The organism is Pseudomonas sp. D(2018) (genome assembly GCF_005502555.1).
Lineage (GTDB): Bacteria > Pseudomonadota > Gammaproteobacteria > Pseudomonadales > Pseudomonadaceae > Metapseudomonas > Metapseudomonas resinovorans.
Genome location: NZ_SCOK01000006.1, coordinates 122662 through 143676 on the forward strand (window position 1 = coordinate 122662; position 21015 = coordinate 143676).

Annotated in this window: 17 protein-coding genes and 1 pseudogene; 5 read left to right on the forward strand and 13 right to left on the reverse strand. The window is 64.2% G+C overall.

Translation table 11 applies throughout. The features are described 5' to 3' along the window. Entirely contained in the window at positions 1-345 is a 345-nt protein-coding gene (locus tag FFS60_RS06875; protein WP_028627372.1) for a BRO family protein, read from the forward strand. A 201-nt stretch (positions 346-546) separates the two neighbouring features. After that, a complete protein-coding gene (locus FFS60_RS06880; protein ID WP_028627371.1) occupies positions 547-1068 on the forward strand; it encodes a gluconokinase in 522 nt (173 codons plus the stop codon). Between the two features lie 114 nt (positions 1069-1182). On the opposite strand, the gene FFS60_RS06885 is transcribed toward FFS60_RS06880, so the two are convergent. From FFS60_RS06885 to peaA, 6 genes are all read right to left on the reverse strand, one after another. Beyond that, positions 1183-2211 (reverse strand): AraC family transcriptional regulator, encoded by a 1029-nt coding sequence (locus tag FFS60_RS06885; RefSeq protein ID WP_137821501.1) that lies wholly within the window; start codon positions 2209-2211, stop codon positions 1183-1185. Between the two features lie 99 nt (positions 2212-2310). Continuing rightward, a complete protein-coding gene (locus FFS60_RS06890; RefSeq protein WP_137821502.1) occupies positions 2311-4011 on the reverse strand; it encodes an AMP-binding protein in 1701 nt (566 codons plus the stop codon). 303 nt (positions 4012-4314) lie between these two features. Beyond that, entirely contained in the window at positions 4315-5439 is a 1125-nt protein-coding gene (gene peaD, locus FFS60_RS06895; protein WP_137821503.1) for a quinohemoprotein amine dehydrogenase subunit beta, read from the reverse strand. Between the two features lie 29 nt (positions 5440-5468). After that, positions 5469-5792 (reverse strand): quinohemoprotein amine dehydrogenase subunit gamma, encoded by a 324-nt coding sequence (gene qhpC, locus FFS60_RS06900; RefSeq protein WP_137821504.1) that lies wholly within the window; start codon positions 5790-5792, stop codon positions 5469-5471. A gap of 1 nt (position 5793) precedes the next feature. Continuing rightward, positions 5794-7224: a quinohemoprotein amine dehydrogenase maturation protein gene (gene peaB, locus FFS60_RS06905; RefSeq protein ID WP_137821505.1), complete on the reverse strand. Its 1431-nt coding sequence runs from the start codon at positions 7222-7224 to the stop codon at positions 5794-5796. A gap of 73 nt (positions 7225-7297) precedes the next feature. Further along, positions 7298-8815, reverse strand: coding sequence for a quinohemoprotein amine dehydrogenase subunit alpha (peaA, locus tag FFS60_RS06910; RefSeq protein ID WP_256658045.1), 1518 nt, complete (start codon positions 8813-8815; stop codon positions 7298-7300). 455 nt (positions 8816-9270) lie between these two features. Here peaA and FFS60_RS06915 point away from each other — a divergent pair, with 455 nt between their 5' ends. Together FFS60_RS06915 and FFS60_RS06920 are read left to right on the forward strand one after the other, a co-directional pair. Next, a complete protein-coding gene (locus FFS60_RS06915) occupies positions 9271-10764 on the forward strand; it encodes an aldehyde dehydrogenase (RefSeq protein WP_028627364.1) in 1494 nt (497 codons plus the stop codon). A 322-nt stretch (positions 10765-11086) separates the two neighbouring features. Continuing rightward, positions 11087-11434 carry a hypothetical protein gene (locus FFS60_RS06920; RefSeq protein WP_137821507.1) on the forward strand — a complete coding sequence of 116 codons (348 nt, stop codon included), beginning with the start codon at positions 11087-11089 and terminating at the stop codon, positions 11432-11434. Between the two features lie 33 nt (positions 11435-11467). On the opposite strand, the gene FFS60_RS06925 is transcribed toward FFS60_RS06920, so the two are convergent. The 7 genes and pseudogenes from FFS60_RS06925 to paaN form a co-directional block, all read right to left on the reverse strand. Beyond that, positions 11468-12841, reverse strand: coding sequence for a glutamine synthetase family protein (locus FFS60_RS06925; protein WP_137821508.1), 1374 nt, complete (start codon positions 12839-12841; stop codon positions 11468-11470). A gap of 223 nt (positions 12842-13064) precedes the next feature. Beyond that, complete coding sequence (locus tag FFS60_RS06930; RefSeq protein WP_137821509.1) at positions 13065-14555, reverse strand: aldehyde dehydrogenase family protein; 1491 nt, start codon at positions 14553-14555, stop codon at positions 13065-13067. A 44-nt stretch (positions 14556-14599) separates the two neighbouring features. Next, positions 14600-14695, reverse strand: a pseudogene (locus FFS60_RS29400) (cytochrome C); the annotation flags it as partial. 806 nt (positions 14696-15501) lie between these two features. Beyond that, complete coding sequence (feaR, locus tag FFS60_RS06940; RefSeq protein ID WP_028627358.1) at positions 15502-16422, reverse strand: transcriptional regulator FeaR; 921 nt, start codon at positions 16420-16422, stop codon at positions 15502-15504. A gap of 94 nt (positions 16423-16516) precedes the next feature. Continuing rightward, positions 16517-17440 (reverse strand): phenylacetic acid degradation operon negative regulatory protein PaaX, encoded by a 924-nt coding sequence (paaX, locus tag FFS60_RS06945; protein WP_137821510.1) that lies wholly within the window; start codon positions 17438-17440, stop codon positions 16517-16519. Between the two features lie 91 nt (positions 17441-17531). Further along, entirely contained in the window at positions 17532-18131 is a 600-nt protein-coding gene (paaY, locus tag FFS60_RS06950) for a phenylacetic acid degradation protein PaaY (RefSeq protein ID WP_137821511.1), read from the reverse strand. 16 nt (positions 18132-18147) lie between these two features. Further along, entirely contained in the window at positions 18148-19830 is a 1683-nt protein-coding gene (gene paaN / locus FFS60_RS06955) for a phenylacetic acid degradation protein PaaN (protein WP_137821512.1), read from the reverse strand. Positions 19831-20236: 406 nt separating this feature from the next. Between paaN and paaF the strand changes: the two genes are divergently transcribed. Further along, the gene (gene paaF, locus FFS60_RS06960; RefSeq protein ID WP_137821513.1) at positions 20237-21010 is read left to right on the forward strand and encodes a 2,3-dehydroadipyl-CoA hydratase PaaF; all 774 of its coding nucleotides are present in this window, start codon (positions 20237-20239) and stop codon (positions 21008-21010) included. Positions 21011-21015: the final 5 nt, after the last annotated feature.

Genomic DNA, 21015 nt, shown 5'->3' on the forward strand with positions numbered 1-21015 from the left:
ATGACCCTTCCCGAAATCACCCCGCAGGTCTTCCGCCGCCACCGCCGCCCGCTGCGCGCCTTCCTCATCGGCCACGAAGCCTGGTTCTCCGCCCGCGACCTGCGCCGCCTGCTCAACACCGACATCAACGACCGCCTCATCGGCAGACTCTGCCCCGACCAGCACCGGCGCGTATTGCTGAAAAACGGCAGCAGTCTCTTCAATGAAGAAACGGTGATCAGCGAGTCCGGCCTGCACGCCCTGCTCTGGATGTACTGCTACCACCCGGAAAACCGCCTGCTGCGCAGGTGGGTGAGTCAAGAGGTGGTGCGGGGGTTGTGGGGCCAAACTGCACTCGCCGGCTAGCGCCTCGCTCCATCGTAGGCTGGGTAGGGCGGCGTTCCGCGAGGCTGCGAAACCCATCACTTCGGCAGCATGGGTTTCGCTCCGCTCTACCCATCCTGCGGGTCCCGGCAAATACCTCTTCGCGGTCATCGAATCTGCGGCTGAAACCCACTTTTCGCTCACATTGCCTACTGTTTAAGTACCAGCAGCAGAGATATCGCGATGTACGAGCCCATCAACGCAGTAGTCATCATGGGTGTTGCCGGTAGCGGGAAGTCCGCCGTGGCCCGGGCGCTGGAGGTGCGCAGCGGGGCGCGGCTGATCGAGGGGGATGCCTTCCACCCCGACCGCAACATCCAGAAGATGAGCATTGGCCAACCCTTGACCGACAAGGATCGCGCCAGTTGGCTGCACGCGCTCGAGAAACAGCTGCGCCAGACCTACCGCGCAGGCGAACATCCCATCCTCACGTGCTCGGCGCTCAAGCGCAGCTACCGCGATAGCCTGCGCCATGCCATACCAGCGCTGGGTTTTGCCTACCTGCAACTCTCCCCCACCGCCGCGGCCGAGCGCATGGCGCAGCGCCGCGGACATTTCATGCCGGTGAGCCTGCTGGACAGCCAGTTCGCCGACCTGGAAGAGCCGCTGGACGAACCCCTTACCCTGGTCCTCGACGGCACCCTGTCAGTCGGTGAACTGGCCAGCGCCATCCACCAGTGGTGGCAGCAGCACGCGCCGGCCTGAAGTCATCCCCGTTTGTGGGAGAGATTTCAATCGCGAATGAATTCGCCCCCACAGAAAAGCGCCCGGTGCGTGGCGTGGTCGGCGCCATTTCTTATAGGGCGGCGGAAAACCGCTTCAACCTGAGTCGGGGTGGATCAATGAGCGGTACTGCCCCGGCGTGGAACCGGTCCATTTCTTGAAGGCCTTGTAGAAGGCGCTGGTGTCGGCAAACCCCAGTTCGAAGGCCAGCTCGGTGAAGTTGCCCTCACCGTTGTCCAGCCGGGCGATGGCCAGGTCGCGCCGCACCTGGTCCTTCAGCCCCTGGTAGGACTGCCCCTCCAGGGCCAGCTTGCGGCGCAGAGTGGACGGCGCCATGTAGAAGTGGCTGGACAGCGCCTCCACATCGGGCCAGCGCTCGGGCTTGATGCTGCGCAGGTAGGCGCGAATTCGCGCCGCCAGGCTCTGCGGGTCGCGGTAGCGCACCAGGATGTTCGCCGGCAGGCCACCAAGGAAGCGCTTGAGGTCGCGATTGCTGCGACGCACCGGCAGCTCCAGGCAATCGGCATTGAACAGCAGGCGGCTCTGGGGACGGGAGAAGCGCAGGTTGGTGCTGAACATCACCCGGTAGTCTTCGATGTAGTCCGGCACTGCGCAGCGCAGGTCGACACCGAGGATGGGAATGCGCCGCCCCGCCAGCCAGCACAGCAACCCGTGGATCATCAGCCACAGGGTGAAGTAGCTGAAGGCCCGGCCTCGCTGGCCTTCGGGCTCGTCCAGGGTGATTTCCGCCAGGCCGCCACGACGCTCCAGGCGCGGAGAAAGGCCGTCGAAGATGAGTTCGAGAAAGCGCAGCGACAGTTCCAGGGCCGCGCCCACGGTGGGCTCCTTCACGGCGGCGCGGGTCATGTAGGCAAAGCTGCCGGACTTCATGCGGCGCGGGTTCATACCGAAGAACTCGTCGTCCATGGTCCGCGCGATCAGCAGCCAGAGTTGCCCGTAGAGCTGCGACGACACGCGACCATAGGGCTTGGCCAGCAGCTCGGCGGGAATGCCGACCTGGCTCAGCAGCCCCGAATCGTCGAAGCCCCGCTGGCGCAATTCCAGCAGGGCTTCGTGAACCAGGCGGACGGAGATGGTGCCTTTCTCGGCGGACGTGCCTGTCATGGTCTCCCTTGGTGCTGATTTGCGGCGATGCGGCATTGTAGGGGCTTTACCTGAGGGGGCGAATTCATTCGCCCCCTCAAAAGAGCGAAGAGCTGTGCCCTACCGTATCGCCGTCACTTTGTCGTCCTTCGGCGGGGTCAGTTCCTCGATGCTGATCTCGCGCATGCGGAACTTCTGGATCTTGCCGGTCACGGTCATCGGGAAGGCATCCACGAAGCGGAAGAAGCGCGGCACCTTGAAGTGGGCGATGCGTTCCTTGGCCCAGGCGCGCAACTCGTCCTCGGTGGCCGTGTGGCCGGGGTGGAACTTGATCCAGGCGACGATTTCCTCGCCGTACTTGCTGCAGGGAATGCCGATCACCTGCACATCCGCCACCGCCGGGTGGGTGAAGAAGAACTCTTCCAGCTCACGCGGGTAAACGTTCTCGCCGCCGCGAATGATCATGTCCTTGCTGCGCCCGACGATGCAGACGTAGCCGTTCTCATCCATGGAGGCGAGGTCACCGGTGTGCATCCAGCGGCCCGGGTCGATGGAGTCGGCGGTGGCCTGGGGGTTGTTCCAGTAGCCCAGCATCACACTGTAGCCACGGGTGCACAGCTCGCCGATGGTGCCGCGCGGGACGATCTTGCCCTCGGCATCGACGATCTTGCTTTCGAGGTGCGGCTGGGTGCGGCCGACGGTGGTCACGCGCAGTTCCAGTTCGTCGTCCGGGCCGGTCTGCAGGGACACCGGGCTGGTCTCGGTCATGCCGTAGGCGATCTGCACTTCGCTCATGTGCATCTCGTTGATGACCCGGCGCATCACCTCGATCGGGCAGGTAGCGCCGGCCATGATGCCAGTGCGCAGGCTCGATAGATCGAACTCCCCGCGCTGCGGGTGATCCAGCTCGGCGATGAACATCGTGGGCACGCCGTAGAGGGCGGTGGCCTTTTCCTCGGCCACGGCGCGCAGGGTGGTCAGCGGGTCGAAGGCGTCACCCGGGTAGATCATGGTGGAGCCGTGGGTCACGCAGCCCAGGTTGCCCATCACCATGCCGAAGCAGTGGTACAGCGGCACCGGGATCACCAGGCGATCCTGCTCGGTGAGGCCGAGGCTCTCGCCGACCATGTAGCCGTTGTTGAGGATGTTGTAGTGGCTGAGGGTGGCGCCCTTGGGGAAGCCGGTGGTGCCGGAGGTGTACTGGATGTTGATCGGGTCGTCGAACTGCAGGCTGGCCTGGCGCTCGGCCAGGGCCTGGTCACTCACCTCGCCCGCCTTCTGCTGAAGGGCGGCCCAGGGCAGGAATGCAGACGGTGGGTTGGCGGCCAGGCTGACCACGCCGCGCAGTTCCGGCAGGCGCTCGCAGTTCAGGCTGCCCGGCTCGGCGGCGGCCAGCTCGGGCACCAGGCCGAGGAACATGGCGTGGTAGTCGGAGGTCTTGAAGGCATCGGCGCAGATTACCCAGCGGCAGCCGGATTGCTTGAGCGCATACTCCAGTTCGCTGCTGCGGTAGGCCGGGTTGATGTTGACCAGGATGGCGCCGATCTTGGCGCTGGCGAACTGGGTGATGCACCACTCGGCGCAATTGGGCGCCCAGATCCCCAGGCGGTCGCCGCTGTTCAGGCCCAGGGCGAGCAAGGCGCGGGCATGGCGGTCCACCGCCTCGGCCAGTTCCTGCCAGCTGTAGCGCAGGCCCTGATGCCTGACCACCAGCGCCTCGCGCTCGGGGAACTTGGCAACCGTGGCATCGAATGCCGCGCCTATGGTCATGGCGAGCAGGTCCTTGTCCTGCCGCCCCCGGGTATAGCTCTGGTGATTCATGGCTTTCCCTTCTTGTCTTTGTACTGGGATACAGCTGTGAATGACGTAGTCGGCTTTATTTACCTTTACGTAAACGGAAAGGTAAATAAAGCCTGTTTTCCTGTCTAGTGACCCATTGGTCGGATGTGGGTTCGGTTGTCAGGTGGCCGGTGGTCGGCCTCCCTGTCCTGGTTGAACGGCCTGTGGGGACGAATTCATTCGCTATGCAGGACGCAGTCCTGCCATCAAGGTCGATGGGGCAGCTGCGCTGCCCTTAGCGACTGAAGTCGCCCCCACAAGGAGAGCCTGCAAGCCGCCCTGCCCTTACCTCACGAACACCTGGGTCGTGGTGATCGACATGTCCCCACCCGGCAACTTGATGTTCTTGATCTTCTCCAGGCTGTCCGGATCGAACACCGCGATGTCGTTGAAGGTGCCGGCCAGGTAAAGCTTGCTGCCCTTGGTGTTGAAGGCGACGCAGTAGTAGGAGTGATCCAGGTTGGCCGCCTTGATCAGCTTCTGCTCCTTGATGTCGTACTTGGCCAGGCGGTTGAGCACGCCGAACATCTGGTTCGGGTCTTTCGGCGAGCGCAGGCCGGTGAAGTACAGCTCGGTCAGCGGTGCGAAGTCCTGCACGGTGGCCTTGCCGGTCTTCAGGTCGATGCTGACGTAGCCGTAGATGAAGTCGGCGGTGGCCAGGTCCTGCTTTTCGTCCTTGAACTTGGCCGTGGTGTAGAGCATCGAGAACTCGTGGTACGCGCTCTGGTGTGGCCAGAAGTACAGCACGTCCGGTGCACTGTAGTTCGGGCGCTGCCAGTTGCGGCCGGGCACCGCCACTTCGTACTTGCCGGTGTTCACATCCATCTTGTAGATGTCCGGCCCGGCAACGAACAGCGAGCCGTCATCGGCGGCGCGCATCAGGTAGACCTGGCGCGGCATCGGGAAGCTGCGCACGGGCTTGGCGTCCAGGCCGTCGCTGGTGCGGAAGACCTCCAGGCGCGGCGGCTTGACCACGTAATGGTCGTTCATCATCTGGGTCGGGTTGACCGTGGTGTAGAGCTCCTTGCCATCGGGGCTGAGCGCGAAGGAGAACATCGAGCGCACCTTCTCGCCCGGATTGCGCGACAGCTTGGCGTGGAACACGGTCTTGCAGCCGTCCAGGTCGATGCCGTACAGGTCACCGAAGTGGTTGTTGAGGATGAACGCGGTCTTGTTGTCCGGCGCCATCATCGCGGTGCCAGGCCCGAAAGCGTCTGGCAGGCGGCAGGTCTTGTAGAGGCTATCGGTGGCGAGATCCACCACATGCAGGTTGTTCGGGTAGTTGGTGGCGATCATGTATTCATGACCGGCCTTCAGCGCAGGACCCGCCTCATCTGCGGCCCAGGCACTGGTGCCCAGTGCGAGTCCGGCGACAGCGGTCGCCAGGCTGGCGATGGCTTTGAGTTTCATACGGTTTCCCCTCTTGTTCTTGTCGCCGGTCATTTGTCTTTCGGGAATACGGTGCCGAGGTTGCGCCAGTCGTCTTGCGAGTTGGTCGCCTGGGCGTTCCAGTCCTGGTAGGTGCTCATCATGTCGGGCACCTGGGCCGGCCACCAGCAAGGGTCGGAGCAGCCGTAAAGGTCCGCTTCCATCGGCTGGCAGAGCGAGGCGACGCCACCGAAGGCGTCCACTTCCCAGCCCGGGTCGGTGGTGGCGGTACAACCGGCCACCGCACTCATGGCCATGACTTCTTCGATGCGATCTTCGGCTGCGGCTTTTTCGAGCATTTGCGCTTTGTTGTTGAGCGGCTTCAGATGTTTCATGTCAGTGCGCCTTCCGCGGGGAGATGTAGCTGCTGATGAAGGCCGGATTGACGGCCATGATGCGGCTGTAGACTTCGATGCCGAAGTCCACCCAGTCGCGCATCAGCTCGCAGTAGTGATAGGTCGGGTGAGTGGGGTCGCCGTAGCGGGCGTAGCTCTCGTGGTAGCAGCCGCCGGAGCACAGGTTGCGGATGCGGCAGGTGTCGCAGCCGGTGCCGGTGCGGTCCAGGCGCTGGGAGAGGAAGTCGTTGAGCTCGGCCTGCTTCACTCCGCTGTGCACGTTGCCGAAGGTCGGCAGGCTGGAGCCGGTGAAGCGGTGGCAGAGGTTCAGCTCACCCTTGTGGTCCACCGCCAGCATCTTCAGGCCGGCACCGCAGGGCAGCGCCTTCTTGTGGCCTTCGTGGATGTCGGTGATCAACTGGTGCAGGTTGGAGAAGCCGATGTTGCGGTGCTCCAGCGCCGCCTCCAGATAGCGACGGCCGAGGGCCTTCATGTTGGCGAAGACTTCCACCAGCTCTTCGCTGGTCAGGTTGAAGTTCGCCATGTCGCCGGAGGTGACCGGCGCAAAGCCGACTTCGGCGAAACCCAGCTCGTTGAACAGGTGGTTCCAAATGGTTTCGACGTCGGTGATGCCACGGGTCAGGGTGACCCGCGCGCCCACCGGACGGCTGCGGTAGCGCGACAGCAACAGGTCCACCTTGCGCCGGACCACGTCGTAGGTGCCCTGCCCGCCCACGGTGATGCGGTTGCGGTCGTGCACGGTCTTCGGCCCGTCGATGCTCACCGACAGCCCGAAGCGGTGGGCGTTGAGGTAGTCGATGATCTCTTCGGTGAGCAGCGTGGCGTTGGTGGTCATGATGAACTCCACCTGCTTGCCGGCCTCCGCGAAACGCCGCTCGCAGTAGTCCACCATGTGCTCGATCAGCGGGCGGTTGGACAGCGGCTCGCCGCCGAAGAAGACCACGCTGTAGCGCTCCTCGTCGGGTGACTCCTTGAGCAGCATTTCCACCGAAGCCTCGGCGGTTTCCGCGCCCATCTTCTTGCCGGCCGACGGCTTGTCCAGGTCTTCCTTGTAGCAATAGGTGCAGCTCAGGTTGCAGCCGGTGTTGACGTTCAGCACCACGGTGTTGAGCGCGGTGCGCTCCACCTTGCTGATGCCGATTTCCGGCGTCAGCGGCGAGCCGTCGCTGACCACTTCCAGCGCGATCAGCTCGCGCAGGGTTTCATCGATGTCCTGCCCGGCGAAACGCCCGGCCAGACGTTGCACCAGATCCTCGGACGTGCAGCTCTGCTGGCGCAGCGCGTCGATGATGCCGCCGGTGATTTCGTCGGTGGCGAACAGCGAACTGCTCGGGATGTGGAACAGCATGCGGTCGGCATCCACCCGCACTTCGTGCAGGTTGCGTTCGACCAGATTCAAGATTGCGCCCATGGCGACCTCCCGGAAATTTGCCCAATCGTCGTTGCGAATCCGGGCGGGACGAACCCGCCCGAGCCACTACCGGCTACGGCAGCGGCGGGTTGTTCCAGCGCTGTACGGTGACGATCAGGTGGCCCTCACCCTTCTGGCCGCCCTCTTCCAGCTCGGCGATCACCTTCAGGTTGCCGGCGTTGTTGGTCATCATCTTGCGTTCCGGGTTCGGGCCGGCGCCGCCAGGGATGAATACGCCGTCCTTCTGCATCACGCCGGCGAACTTCACGTCCTCATCTTCCTTGGCGCGCTCGTCGAAGGGCTCCACCGACCATTTCGCCGGCAGGTAGCCGATGCGGTAGGGCTTGCCGTCGGCGCCCTTGCCCCAGGCCTCGGCCTCGAAGCGGCCCTGCACCTTGGGCGTGGAGCCACCGTTCTCACCCACGCGGGCGATGGAGAACTCGGGCACCACTTTCACTTCGGCGATGTCCTTGTAGACGGCGAGCTCGACGCCGTTGAGCTTGCCCAGCGCCACGCTGCGCACGCCCGGTGCCGCATCGGCTGCGGCCCTGACCTTGACCCGGAGCTGTTTCGGGGTGACTTCCAACACCTTCACCACCTCGACGCCGGCACCCAGGTCCGGCGTACCGGAAAGGCCACTGCCCACCAGGGTCAGTTCCGCTTCGCTGCCAGCCTTGATGAAGGCGGGCTGCACGGCCAGCAGCTTGGCACTGCCTTCCTTGGCGGCGCTGAAGTCCAGGCCACGCTCGTCATGCTCGGCCTCGAACATGCGGCCTTTCATCTCGCCGTTCAGGGCAGCGAATACCTGGCGCAGGTTGGTCTCGCCAACCTTCACGTTGCCGCGCCACTCGTAGCCGTTGTAGAGGATGGCCGAGCCACTGCCGTTGAACGGCGTGCCGTCGGCGTACTGGCCTTTCACCTCGACCTTGAAGGTGTCGCCTTCATCGGCGCTCACGGTCATCACGCCGCGCACATCACCCTTGGTCAGCATGTGGCCGCTGAAGCTCCACTGCCCTGGCAGGCTGTCCGCCTTGGGCTTGGCCTTCTGCCAATCGGCCCAGGCCTGGTTCTCCAGCGGGAAGCGCTTGGCCAGGTCCGGCACGGTTTCCTTGAGGGCGATTTCCAGCCAGTCGCGGTCGCGGGACTGGGCCTGGTATTCGAGGGACGGCCACTGGCCGAGGTGGAAGTTGACCAGGTGCTCCCACTCTTTGGCGGGGCGACGCTGCAGGGCGACCCGGGCGCCGGAGTGGCAGCGGCCACACATCTGGCTGAGGTGGTCGTCGAAGGTCTCGACCGTATTCAGCCTGCGCTCCATGGCGTAGCGCACCCCTTCGGTTTCGCTCGGCGCCAGGCCCTGCTTGTCGGCCAGGTACTTGACCAGGGTGCGACGGTCATCGTCGCTGATCTTGAGGCCGTGCATCACCTGCATGCGCGCGATGCTCATCAGCCAGCCCTCGGGGGTCTTGCGCTGGTGACTGATACGGCTGAAAGAGTCGTTGCCTTCGGGGATATGGCAACCCACGCACTTGGACTTGAGGATGGCTTCGCCGCCCTCCGCTGCATGGGCCTGGGCGAACATCAGGGACGCCATGGCCAGTGCCAGGGAGCCCGCGTGTTGCCGGAGTCGAGTCGTCTTCAAGGTCAGACCTCCACGGTGTTGTTCTTATGGTTTGCACCCCTTGGGCCGCAGGTGCATCTGTCACGGCAAATACATAATGTGTGCCATGCCGATGAAAGTCCTTTTATAACAACGATTTAGCCGTAAAACACAGGCTTGACGGGGATGCTGGCCATGGGCCCCGGCGTCTAATTTCGCGACAGACTGTTCCAGCCTGAGACGGGGCCGCGCAGCGCCTACTAAAGGTAGACGCTGCGACTGTTCCAGGCCTGTCTCAGGCCGTCTCAAACTGCAACAGGGCGCAATCCGGGGGGAAACCGAATTTCTTGAATAAATCCTTATGAATCATTGTCTTATGCACTTCCTGCGGCCTTGGCATGGGGGTTGCGAAAGCCGGGTACAACTTCAATGAACAGAGGCTTACCTCCATGCTTGTCGACCTGCCCGTCCTTCCCCAGACCCAAGCCTTCCTCAACCGCAAGCTGAAGATGCTGATCGGCGCAGAGTGGCAGGACGCCGCCAGCGGCAACACCATGAGCTTCCGCAATCCGGCCACCGGGGAAGTCCTGGGTGACGTGCCCTCCGCCACCGCCGAGGACGTCGACCGTGCCGTACAGGCCGCCCGCCAGGCCTTCGATGATTCCGCCTGGAGCCGCATGCGCCCCCGCGAGCGCCAGAATCTGCTGTGGCGCCTAGCGGACCTGATGGAGCGTGACGCCCAGGAACTGGCCGAGCTGGAGTGCCTGAACAACGGCAAGAGTGCCGTCGTGGCCAAGGTCATGGACGTGCAACTGGCCATCGACTTCCTCCGCTACATGGCCGGCTGGGCCACCAAGATCGAAGGCGCCACCGTCGATGTGTCCATGCCGCTGATGCCGGACGACCAGTTCCACGGCTTCATCCGCCGCGAGGCCGTGGGCGTGGTCGGCGCCATCGTTGCCTGGAACTTCCCGCTGCTGCTGGCCTGCTGGAAACTTGGCCCGGCGCTGGCCACCGGCTGCACCGTGATCCTGAAACCCGCCGACGAGACCCCGCTCACCGCCCTCAAACTGGCCGAACTCGTGTTGGAAGCCGGCTACCCGGCCGGGGTGTTCAACGTCATCACCGGCACCGGCCTGAATGCCGGCGTCGCCCTCACCCGCCACCCGGGCGTGGACAAGCTGACCTTCACCGGCTCCACCGAAGTGGGCAAGCAGATCGGCAAGGCGGCCATGGAAAACATGACCCGCGTGACCCTGGAGCTGGGCGGCAAGTCCCCGACCATCGTCATGCCCGACGCCAACCTGCAGGAAGCCGCCGCCGGCGCCGCCACCGCGATCTTCTTCAACCAGGGCCAGGTGTGCTGCGCCGGCTCGCGTCTCTATGTGCATCGCAAGCACTTCGACAACGTGGTGGCCGACATCGCCGGCATCGCCAATGGCATGAAGCTGGGCAATGGCCTGGACCCGAGCGTGCAGATGGGCCCGCTGATCTCCGCCAAGCAGCAGGACCGCGTCACCGGCTACATCAACCTCGGCCGTGAACTGGGCGCCACCATCGCCTGCGGCGGCGAAGGCTTCGGCCCCGGCTACTTCGTCAAGCCGACCGTGATCGTCGACGTCGACCAGCAGCACCGCCTGGTGCAGGAAGAGATCTTCGGCCCGGTGCTGGTCGCCATGCCCTTCGACGACATCGACGACGCCGTGCGCATGGCCAACGACAACCCCTACGGCCTGGGCGCGAGCATCTGGTCCAACGACCTGTCGGCAGTACACAAGATGATTCCGCGCATCAAATCCGGCTCGGTCTGGGTCAACTGCCACAGCGCCCTGGACCCGGCCCTGCCCTTCGGCGGCTACAAGCTCTCCGGCGTCGGCCGCGAGATGGGTGCAGCAGCCATCGAACACTACACCGAACTGAAGTCGGTGCTGATCAAGCTGTAAACGTGAAAGCCGGTGCGCCATGCGCACGCCGCTCTGTAGCCCGGATGAAATCCGGGGAATGGCCCAACGCCGCTCCCGGATTGCATCCGGGCTACTTTCTGATCAAGCTCTAAAACCGAGCCACGCACGCGCTTTATGTAGGAACCCATTGCGGGGTTGATGGGGTTCGGTGAACACATGTCATTCAGACAACCATTGCTGTCATTAGAACCACAGTCATAATGACTGCATACCGATTAAGCCATTGATTCTCAATGGCTTAAATCCTGGCACAGAAAATGACTTACCCCCTTCGCTCTCCACCCAACGAAGGGAACCTCAAATGAAAATCCCCAGCGTCACCCTGTGCCTTGCCCTGCTCTGCTCCCCCGCCGCGTTCGCCGCGGAGGTCGTTTCGCAAGTCCCTGACACCACCGTCGGCAAAGCCACCGGCGGCATGACTGGCTTAATGCTTGGCGCCATTGGCGGCCCGCTGGGCGCGGTGGCCGGTGCGGCCGTGGGTTATTTCGGTGGCGGCACCGCCCAGGAATCCAGTGGCCTCGCCGAGCCGGCCTATCTGGTGAAGATGGATGACGGCTCGGTGCGGCGCTTCCGCACGCCTGGCCAGCGCTTCCAGCCTGGCGACAAGGTTGAAGTGGATGGCATTCGTCTGCGGCGCCAGGAGAGCTGATAGGGCCCGCCGGCCCTTCGGGGCCGGCCGGGATCAGTAGCGCTCGAATCCGCGCTGCAATTCCCAGTCAGTGATGCGCCGGTCGTATTCCTTCTGCTCCCACTCGGCGGTGTGCACGTAGTGGTCGACCACCTCGTCGCCGAAGGCCTTGCGCAGCATGGCCGAACCCTCCAGTGCGGCCGTGGCTTCACGCAGGGTCTTGTCGACCTCCGGCAGCCGGTCGTTCATGTAGGCGTCGCCCTCGAAAGGCGCACCCAGCTCGAGCTGTTCATCGATGCCCGCCAGGCCTGCGGCGATCAGCGCAGCAAAGGCGAGGTAGGGATTGAGATCGGCGCCGCCGATGCGGCATTCGATGCGCACTGACTTGCTGCCCTCGGCACAGAGGCGGAAGCCGGCGGTACGGTTGTCGCGGCTCCACGCCGCGCGGGTCGGCGCGAAGGTGCCGGCCTGGAAGCGCTTGTAGGAGTTGATGTACGGCGCGAGAAAATAGGTGAGCTCGCTGGCGTACTTGAGCTGTCCCGCCACCCAGCCGCGCATCAGCTTCGACATGCCGAACTCGTCCTTGGCATCGAAGAACAGTGCCTTCTTGCCCTTCTTGTCCCAGAGCGAGCTGTGGATGTGGCAACTGGAGCCAGCCAGGTCATAGCGCCATTTGGACATGAAGGTGATCGACTTGCCCTGCTGGTAGGCGATCTCCTTGCAGGCGTGCTTGATGATGACGTGGCGGTCGGCCATGGTCAGGGCGTCGGCATAGCGGACGTTGATCTCTTCCTGGCCCGGCCCCCACTCCCCTTTCGAGTTCTCCACCGGCACGCCGCACGCCTGCAGGTGCTTGCGGATGGCGCGCAACACCGGCTCCTCACGCGTGGTCTGGAGGATGTTGTAGTCCTCAATGTAGTGCGCGGCCGTCTTCGGATGGCTGTAGTTGCGTTTGTGGATCGCGTCGTAGCTCTCGTCGAAGAGATAGAACTCCAGCTCCGAGGCGAACATACCGACGTAGCCGCGCTCAGCCAGTCGCGCCACCTGCTTCTTCAGGATGGCCCGCGGACTGTGCGGCAGGTCTTCGCGATGGTGGTGGTCGAGCACGTCGCAGAGCACCAGGGCTGTGCCTTCCAGCCAGGGCACCCGGCGCAGGGTGCTCATGTCGGGTTTGAGCACGAAGTCGCCATAACCCTTGCTCCAGCTCGCCGCGGCATAGCCCGGCACCGGCTCCATGTCGATGTCGTCGGCCAGCAGGTAATTGCAGCAGTGGGTTTCTTCATAGGCACTGTCGACGAAGAATTCAGCCTGGAAGCGCTTGCCTACCAATCGTCCCTGCATGTCCACCATGCAGGCCAGCACCGTGTCGATCTCGCCGCTGGCAACGGCTTGCTTGAGTTCGTCGAAGCTGAGGAGTGGCTCGCTCATCTGGCTGTCCTTCGATTGGGGGACTGCCGAAAGCTTAGCCCAGCGATGAAAACCGCAAGCCATTGGCGCACCGACGCGGTGCGACTTCTTTACCAGCGCCCCCGCCTCGATGGGTTTCGTACCTCTACCCATCCTACGAGAAGGACGCGCTCGGGGCCGACGAAAACAATGCAAAAAAAAACCGGCAGACGTGAAGGCGCCTGCCGGAAATCGAGGGTTTGGATCAGTGCGAGATGCAGACCGATTTCAGTTCGGTGTACGCCTCGATCACGGCGCGGCCGAATTCGCGGCCCATGCCGGACTGCTTGACGCCGCCGAAGGGCATGTTCGGGTCCAGCAGCACGTGGGCGTTGACCCAGACGGTGCCGGCTTCGATGCGCGGTACCAGGTTCATCGCCTTGGACAGGTCGTTGGTCCAGAGGCTGGCTGCCAGGCCGTAGGGGCTGTCGTTGGCCAGCTCGATCATGGCGTCCTCATCGGTGAAGCGGATCACCGACAGCACCGGGCCGAAGACTTCCTCGCGGGCCACGGTCATCTCGTGGTTCACGTCGGCCAATACGGTGGGCTGGACGAAGAAGCCCTCGCCTTCCAGGCGCTCGCCACCGGCCACCACACGGGCGCCTTCCTGGCGGGCCAGGTCGATGTGTTTGAGCACATTCTGCTGCTGCTTGAACGACACCAGTGGGTTGATCGCCGCGTTCTGGTCCATGCCCGGGCCGATGGACAGGCCCTTCACCGCAGCGGAGAGACCCTGGACGAACTCCTCGTAGATGGACTGGTGCACGTAGAAGCGCGAGGCTGCGGCGCACACCTGGCCGTTGTTCAGCAGGCCCCCGAGCAGCGCGCCCTGCACCGCCTTCTCCACGTCGGCATCTGCCAGCAGGATCATCGGGTTCTTGCCGCCCAGCTCCAGGGCGAAGCGGGTCATGTTCTCCATGCAGGCCACACCGACGCTCTTGCCCACGGCGGTGGAACCGGTGAAGGACACCTTGCTGATCAGCGGGTGCGAAGCCAGGGCGTTGCCCACGGTGCTGCCGCCGCCAGTGACGACGTTGAACACGCCAGCCGGGATGCCCGCCTCGAAGGCCAGTTCGGCCAGGCGCAGGGCGGTCAGCGGGGTTTCGCTGGCGGGCTTGATGACCACGGTGCAGCCGGTGGCGAGCGCCGGCATCGCCTTCCAGGTGGTGATCATCAGCGGGAAGTTCCACGGCACGATGCCGGCGACCACGCCCACCGGCTCACGACGAGCGAAGGCAGTGAAACGCGAGCCCGGCGGGATCGGGATGGACACGTCCATGGTCTGGCCTTCGATCTTGGTCGCCCAGCCGGACATGTAGCGCATGAACTCGACGGTGGCGCCGACATCCAGCATGCGCGAGATGTTGATGGACTTGCCCTGGCTCAGGGTTTCCAGCTGGGCCAGTTCCTCGGCGTGCTCTTCCACCAGGGCAGTAAAGCGCAGGAGGATGCGCTCGCGGTCGGCCGGACGCAGGCCGGACCAGACGCGGGATTTGAACGCCTTGTGGGCGGACTGCACGGCACGATCCAGGTACTCCAGCGGCACGTCCGGCACGGCGGCAATGGTCTCGCCGGTAGCCGGGTTCAAGACCGGCGTGGTCGGGCCTTCCGGCAGCACCCACTGGCCGTCGATGAAGCAGCCGTGGCGGCGCTCCAGGAATGCCGCCACCTGCGGCAGGATTTCAACCTTGCTCATGCTCGATCCTCTTCATCCGTGGGCCGGGCGCCTGCCCGGCGCCATCATTTCTGTGCGCCCAGGAAGCAGCCGACCGCGCGACGATCGTCGGCGCTGGCCATTCCGGCATAGGGCATGTAGGTACTGGCGACGAAGCCCTTCTGCACGTGGGCAGGCGCGCAGTCCATTGCCAGCGCCGATTGCGTCGCCAGCAGCAGAACAACGGAAAGCAGCCCCGTCTTGCGTTTGTGCATCAACATCACCACCTCGATCGTTCACAGGCCTGCCCCGCAGGGTCGCAAGGACGCGCACGGAAACAGGGCCGATGTCTGGATTCTCGGCGCTGACGGGATTCGAGGTTTTTTTGTCTGTGCCAGTCGTGTTGGCTGGGCTGCCAGGTGTTGGCGGCAGGGGGCGCACCTGTGGGGGCGAATTCATTGGCTATGTCTGCGTTAAGTGTTGCTAGAACGTCCTTCGCCAAGTTGATTGCCGAGTTCTGCGGATGTTTCTGGTTTCGCCTTCCCAGGCGAGTCCCTTTCTCAAACGCCAGAAAGGAACCAAAGGGCTTGCCCCTGCATCCGGCCCCGGCTTCGCCGGGGTTCCCTCGCTCCATCGTTGTTACTCGCTTCGCTCGCCCTTCGGGCCGCACTGAAGTGCGTTCGCTGCAAGCAGCGTCCGGGGGCCCGGTGTCAGGCCCGCGTGGGCTTCAGGATGGTTCGTGCCTCGCCGGCGCGAGTCACCCCTCGCCCTCTGGGAGAGGGGCGGGGGTGAGGGTTGTGTCAGGCTGGCGCGGAAGCCTCGAAGGTCTGCACTAGAGCGCTTCCTTCATCGTTGCAACAGCTAACGCAGACATAGCGAATTCATTCGCCAAGCAGGACAACGTCCTGCCCTGGGGCCTCTCAGGGGGCAGCTGCGCCGCCCTTGGCGATTGAAATCGCCCCTACGAGGTATCCCCCTACAAGAACGCTCAGCCCTGGCTGTACTGCTTGCGGTACTCGCTGGGCGATACGCCGAAACGCGCCTTGAAGGCGGTGGAGAAGTAGCTGGAATCGGTGAAGCCCCAGGCGTAGCCAAGCGCCGAGAGCTTCTGCTCGCCGCTGGAGTGGCGCAGGCTTTCGGCGCAGAAATCCAGGCGGCGGTTCTTGATGTACTGCGCCACCACCAGGCCTTTCTTGGCGAACATTCGGTAGAGGCCACGCACCGACACGCCCACTTCACGGGCGATGGTTTCCGGGCAGAGTTCTTCGGCGCAGATGTTCTCGTCGATGAAGCGCAGGGTCTTGCGGAACAGGCGCTCGTGGGAGTCCGGTTCGACCTCGGCGCAGGTCAGGGCCGGACGCAGCAGGCTGACCATCGCCTCCAGGGTGGCTTCACTCTCGGGCAGGCTGAGGCTGCCTTGGTGGGTGGATTCGATAATCAGCCGGTTCGCCAGCACCGCCACCGGCGAACTGGCGGGGATGCGCTGGGCGCAACGCACGCCGGAGAAGCGCAGCCCCTGCTCGACCACGTGGCGCGGCACGATCAGCGACAGCTGGCGGGAATTCTCGTGGTAGACGAAGTCGCTGGGCTGGGTGGAGTCGATCAGGGTGATGTCGCCGGGTGCGAGTTCGATGCTGTTACCGCCCTGCTCCATGCCGGCGCGGCCCGCCAGCTGGAACGCCAGGTAGAAGTGCTTGCCGTCGCTCTGGGCCACTTCCTTAGGGGTGCGGAACAGGCGCGCCTGGGCCACGTCCACGAAGCTCAGCTTGATGGCGCCGGCCTTGTGCTCGCGGATGGCACCGGAAAACTCCGAACCCAGCAGCTTGGCGCCGAAGCGCCCGCAGACCTGGTTGATACCTTGCAGCCACTCGTCGAAGTGGTCTGCCCTCAATGCTTGTGCACTCATCATGGCTTTCTCAGCCTCACGCTAGGCGTTGTTCTTGTCATTATCCGGCCAGGCCGGGTTCACCTCGTCCGTGACTGCCGCCCCCTGGGCGGCTGCTTTACCTCAATCCACCGAATCGCTGATAGAAGCTCTCTCCGGCGTCAGGCAACGGACCATCCGCGGTTTCCAGCGCCGCGTTCAGCCATTCCTCTGCCTTGGCAAAGATGAGTCGGTAGATATTGCGGCACAGCTGACGCGCCGCGCGGCCTTCCCAATCGCCCGGAAGGAGTTCATCGGGCAGTTGTGGGTCACGCAGCAGCAATTTGCGGTATTCGTGGATCAGCAAGGTTCGGGCCACAAAGCAGTCGGCCGGTTGCAGGTTCTCCTGCTCGCGCAGGGCCTGCCAGAGCGGGCGGAACAGCTGGATGAATTCGCTGTAGTGCGTGCCCAGCTCGTCGATGTTCCAGCTCTCGCGAACCTGCATGCGCAGGGCCTTGGAGGCCAGCACGTCCTGGGAGCGGGTTTCGAAAATGATGCTGTCTTCCAGGGCGTCCAGCTCCTGCAGGGTGGCGGTCAGGTCCACGCGGTCGCAGCGCGGGTTGGCCAGCACGGTGGGCGAAATCGCACCAAAACCTTGCCATTCCAGCTCTTCGCGCACCTGCTTGCGCTTGTCCTGGGGTAGTTGCGAAAGCACCACCAGCGACCAGGCGCCATCCCAGGCCGGCACATTGGAGCTGTAGACCCGCTTGAAGGCTTTCTCGAACCGCCGCCGGCCTGTGCCGGTCAGGCTGTAGTAGCTGCGCCGGCCAACCTTTTCGGCACTCAGCCAGCCTTCCTTGGTCAGGCGGAAGATGGACGTGCGGATCAGCCGTTCATTGATGCCCATGGGCTCCAGCAACTGGATCAGGCTGCCCAGCCAGACAGTCCCGCCGTGGGGCTCGATGGCATCGCCGTAGAGGGTGATGATCAGCGAGCTGGCACGAATGGGCGTCTGCTGCTGGAAGCGGGTGACGAGTTGATCCAAGGGCACGAGCGAAGTCATGGGCATTCTGGAAACGGAAAAGATGCCGAATATACCCGCAGGCTCATCGGCATGACCATCGGGGAACACCCCCGGTGTGCGAAGACCGCACTCATTGCGACGAAGTACCCTTTGGGCGCAGGCCACGGTCGGCGATACGCGGTCGGTCGGCCTCCACCTCCGCCAGAGGCGCGCAGACTTCCAGGCTCGTCAGGCAGCGCTGGGCCAACAGCTGGTATTCGCGGGTACCCGCCTGTTTCCAGGCCACTTCCTCATCGCTGAGGCGGCGCTTGGCCTGCGCCGGTGCGCCCATCACCAGGGACTGTGCCTCGCAGCTGAAGCCGGCCTTGACGAAGGCGGTAGCCGAAACGAAGGAGCGCGCGCCGATCTGCGCGCCGTCCATCACCACTGCATTCATGCCCACCAGGGCGTCTTCGCCGATGCGACACCCGTGCAGCACAGCACCGTGGCCGATGTGGCCATTGCGCTCGACCACCGTGTCGCTGTCGGGAAAGCCGTGCATTACGCAGGTGTCCTGGATGTTGGCGCCCTCCTCCAGGACGATCCGGCCGAAGTCGCCACGCAGGCTGGCCAGGGGGCCGACGTAGCAGCCCGGGCCGATGATCACGTCACCGATCAGCACGGCGCTGGGATGCACGTAGGCGGTGGGATGCACCACCGGGGTCAATCCATCAAGGCTGTAGCAAGTCATCGGACGCTCCTTCTTCTTATACGCCGTGGCGACGGCTCTGCACGGTGACGAAACGACGGGAAACGAAGGCGCCATCGGTGATAGAGGCGTTGGCCGCCGGATTGCCGCCGCTGGCGTGGAAGTCACTAAAGGCCGCGGACTGGTTGACGAAAACGCCGCCATCGAAGTTGACCGACAGGGCCACCGCGACCTCCTGGGACAGCTGCTCGGCCTGGTCAAGAACGGCCTCGTCAGTGGAATACACGCCCAGGGTCAGGGCGCCCTTCTCGGCGATCACCTCCCCCGCCAGGCGCAGGCTGTGCGCAGTGTCGTCGGTGGCAATGACGAAGGCGATAGGGCCGAAGCGTTCTTCGGAATAGGCATCGCGGTCGGCGGCGTCCACCTTCAGCAGCAGCGGTGTGTGGATGCGCGCGCCGGGGAACTGCGGATGCTCGCGCATTTCGCTGTCCAGCAGCACCTCGCCAAGCACGCGGCAGGCCTGGATACGCTGGGCGGTGGCCTCGGACTGAATGGCGCCGATCACCGCACAGGCACGCTCGTTGTCAGCGAGGAAACTGCGAACGGCGCCGGCCAGGGTCTGAGCGACCTCATCGAAGCTCAATTGCTCTTCACCGTTGCGGATGCCGCCGCGCGGTACGTAGATGGCCTGGGTGGTGGTGCACATCTGGCCGGAATAGAGGCTCAGGGAAAAGGCCAGGTTGCGCGCCACGGCCTTGATGTCGCGCACGCTGTCGATGATCACGCTGTTGATGCCGGCCTTCTCGGTGAACACCTGGGCCTGGCGGGCATTGTCTTCCAGCCAGTTGCCGAAGGCATTGGAGCCGGTGAAGTCCACCAGTTTCACGCGCGGGTCCAGGGCCAGGCGCTGGCTTACCGGGGCTTGCGGGGTATCCACCACCAGACTGACCAGCGCGGGGTCGTAGCCCAGTTCAGCCAGCACGTCCTGGGCGACCTTGACGCTCATGGCCACCGGCAGGATCGCGCCGGGGTGTGCCTTGACCAGCACCGGGTTGCCGGTGGCCAGGCTGGCGAACAGGCCGGGATAGGTGTTCCAGGTGGGGAAAGTCGAGCAGGCGATCACCAGCGACAGGCCACGCGGAACGATGTGCCAGCGCTTGTCCAGCACCAGCGGGTCCTGCTTGCCCTGGGGCTTGGTCCAGCGCGCCGCTTCCGGCACCTCGGCCATGGCGCGCCAGGCGTAGGCCAGCACCTCCAGGGCACGGTCCTGCGCGTGGGGGCCGCCGGCCTGGAAAGCCATCATGTAGGCCTGGCCGCTGGTGTGCATCACCGCATGGGCCAGGGTCGGGCTCAGCGCGTTGAGGCGCTGGAGGATCTCCAAGCAGGCGCCCACCCGCGCGTTCGGGCCTGCATCGCGCCAGGCCGGTAGCGCCGCCTGCATACGCGCCAGCAGCGCGTTCGCGTCGTACTGGTCGTAAGTCACACCCAGGTCGAAACCATAGGGCGAACGCTCGGCGCCGGCTCGACCCACCGGCTGCGGGCCGGCCAGGGTGAAGTGCTGGCCGAGCAGTGCCTCGAAGGCCGCCTGGGCGCCCTTCACCGCCTCTTCCGGGTATTGCTTGAGGCTTTCCGGGAAGGGCGACCAGTAGCCGCGCTCGCTGATTGCCTGGATGGCACGCTCGAGGGTGCCACGGTGGTGCTCGAACAACTCGAGAGCGGCGGCACGGGCGGTGGTCGACATGAGAGAACTCCTCAACAAACGGGTAAAGCCACAAGGTGGCGCAAAGCGATTCGCTCGATGTCGAATTTTGTATCACATCAATCACAAACATAAAAGCGCAGCCATCTGTATCAGATGACGACCGGTCATCGGCATGCTCGACAAGCCCACAAACATCCACGCAAGCCCGAAAATCCGGCGATACAGAGATAATTCCTGCCCCTGGCTATCTGGCCCTTGGTAGTAAAGACATTCGATATGAGACACATAAATCATATCTACACTTATTGTTTTGTATCGCTTTGTGGTTATACTCCGGCCAAAGTCGCCCTGCCCTCAGCGGGGTCGATACAGGAAGGGGTCCACCCCGAACCCACTAATAAGAGCGGCTGACAACGGCCGTGCGTGCACCTGAGGAAGAGTCGACATGTCTCGTACCCTTGCTGTCCTGCCGCCCGAGCAGGGTGTCCTCCTGATCACCCTGCAGCGCCCGGAAGCGCTCAACGCGCTCAATACAGAGTTGCTGGGTGAGCTGGCCGCTGAACTGGATGCCGCCGAACAGGATGCCGAGACCCGTGTCGTGGTCATCACTGGCAGCCGCAAGGCCTTTGCCGCAGGGGCCGACATCAAGGAAATGGCCGAGCGCGACCTGGTGGGCATCCTCAATGATCCACGCCTGGCCCACTGGCAGCGCATCACCCGTTTCAGCAAGCCGCTGATCGCCGCCATCAATGGCTTCTGCCTGGGCGGCGGCTGCGAGCTGGCCATGCATGCGGACATCCTTATTGCCGGCGAAGACGCGCGCTTCGGCCAGCCGGAAATCAACCTCGGGATCATGCCCGGCGCTGGTGGCACCCAGCGCCTGCTGCGTGCGGTCGGCAAATCCCTGGCCATGCAGATGGTGCTCACCGGCGAATCCATCGACGCCCGGCATGCCCAGCGCGCCGGCCTGGTCAGCGAAGTGACCCAGCCGGAATTCACCGTCGAACGCGCCATCGCCATCGCCCGCGTCATCGCCCAGAAGGCGCCGCTGGCGGTGCGCCTGGCCAAGGAAGCGCTGCTGAAGGCCGAAGACACCGACCTCGCCAGCGGCCTGCGCTTCGAGCGCCACGCCTTCACCCTGCTGGCCGGCACCCGCGACCGCGACGAAGGCATCCGTGCCTTCCAGGAAAAGCGTCGCCCCGAATTCACCGGCCAGTAACCCAG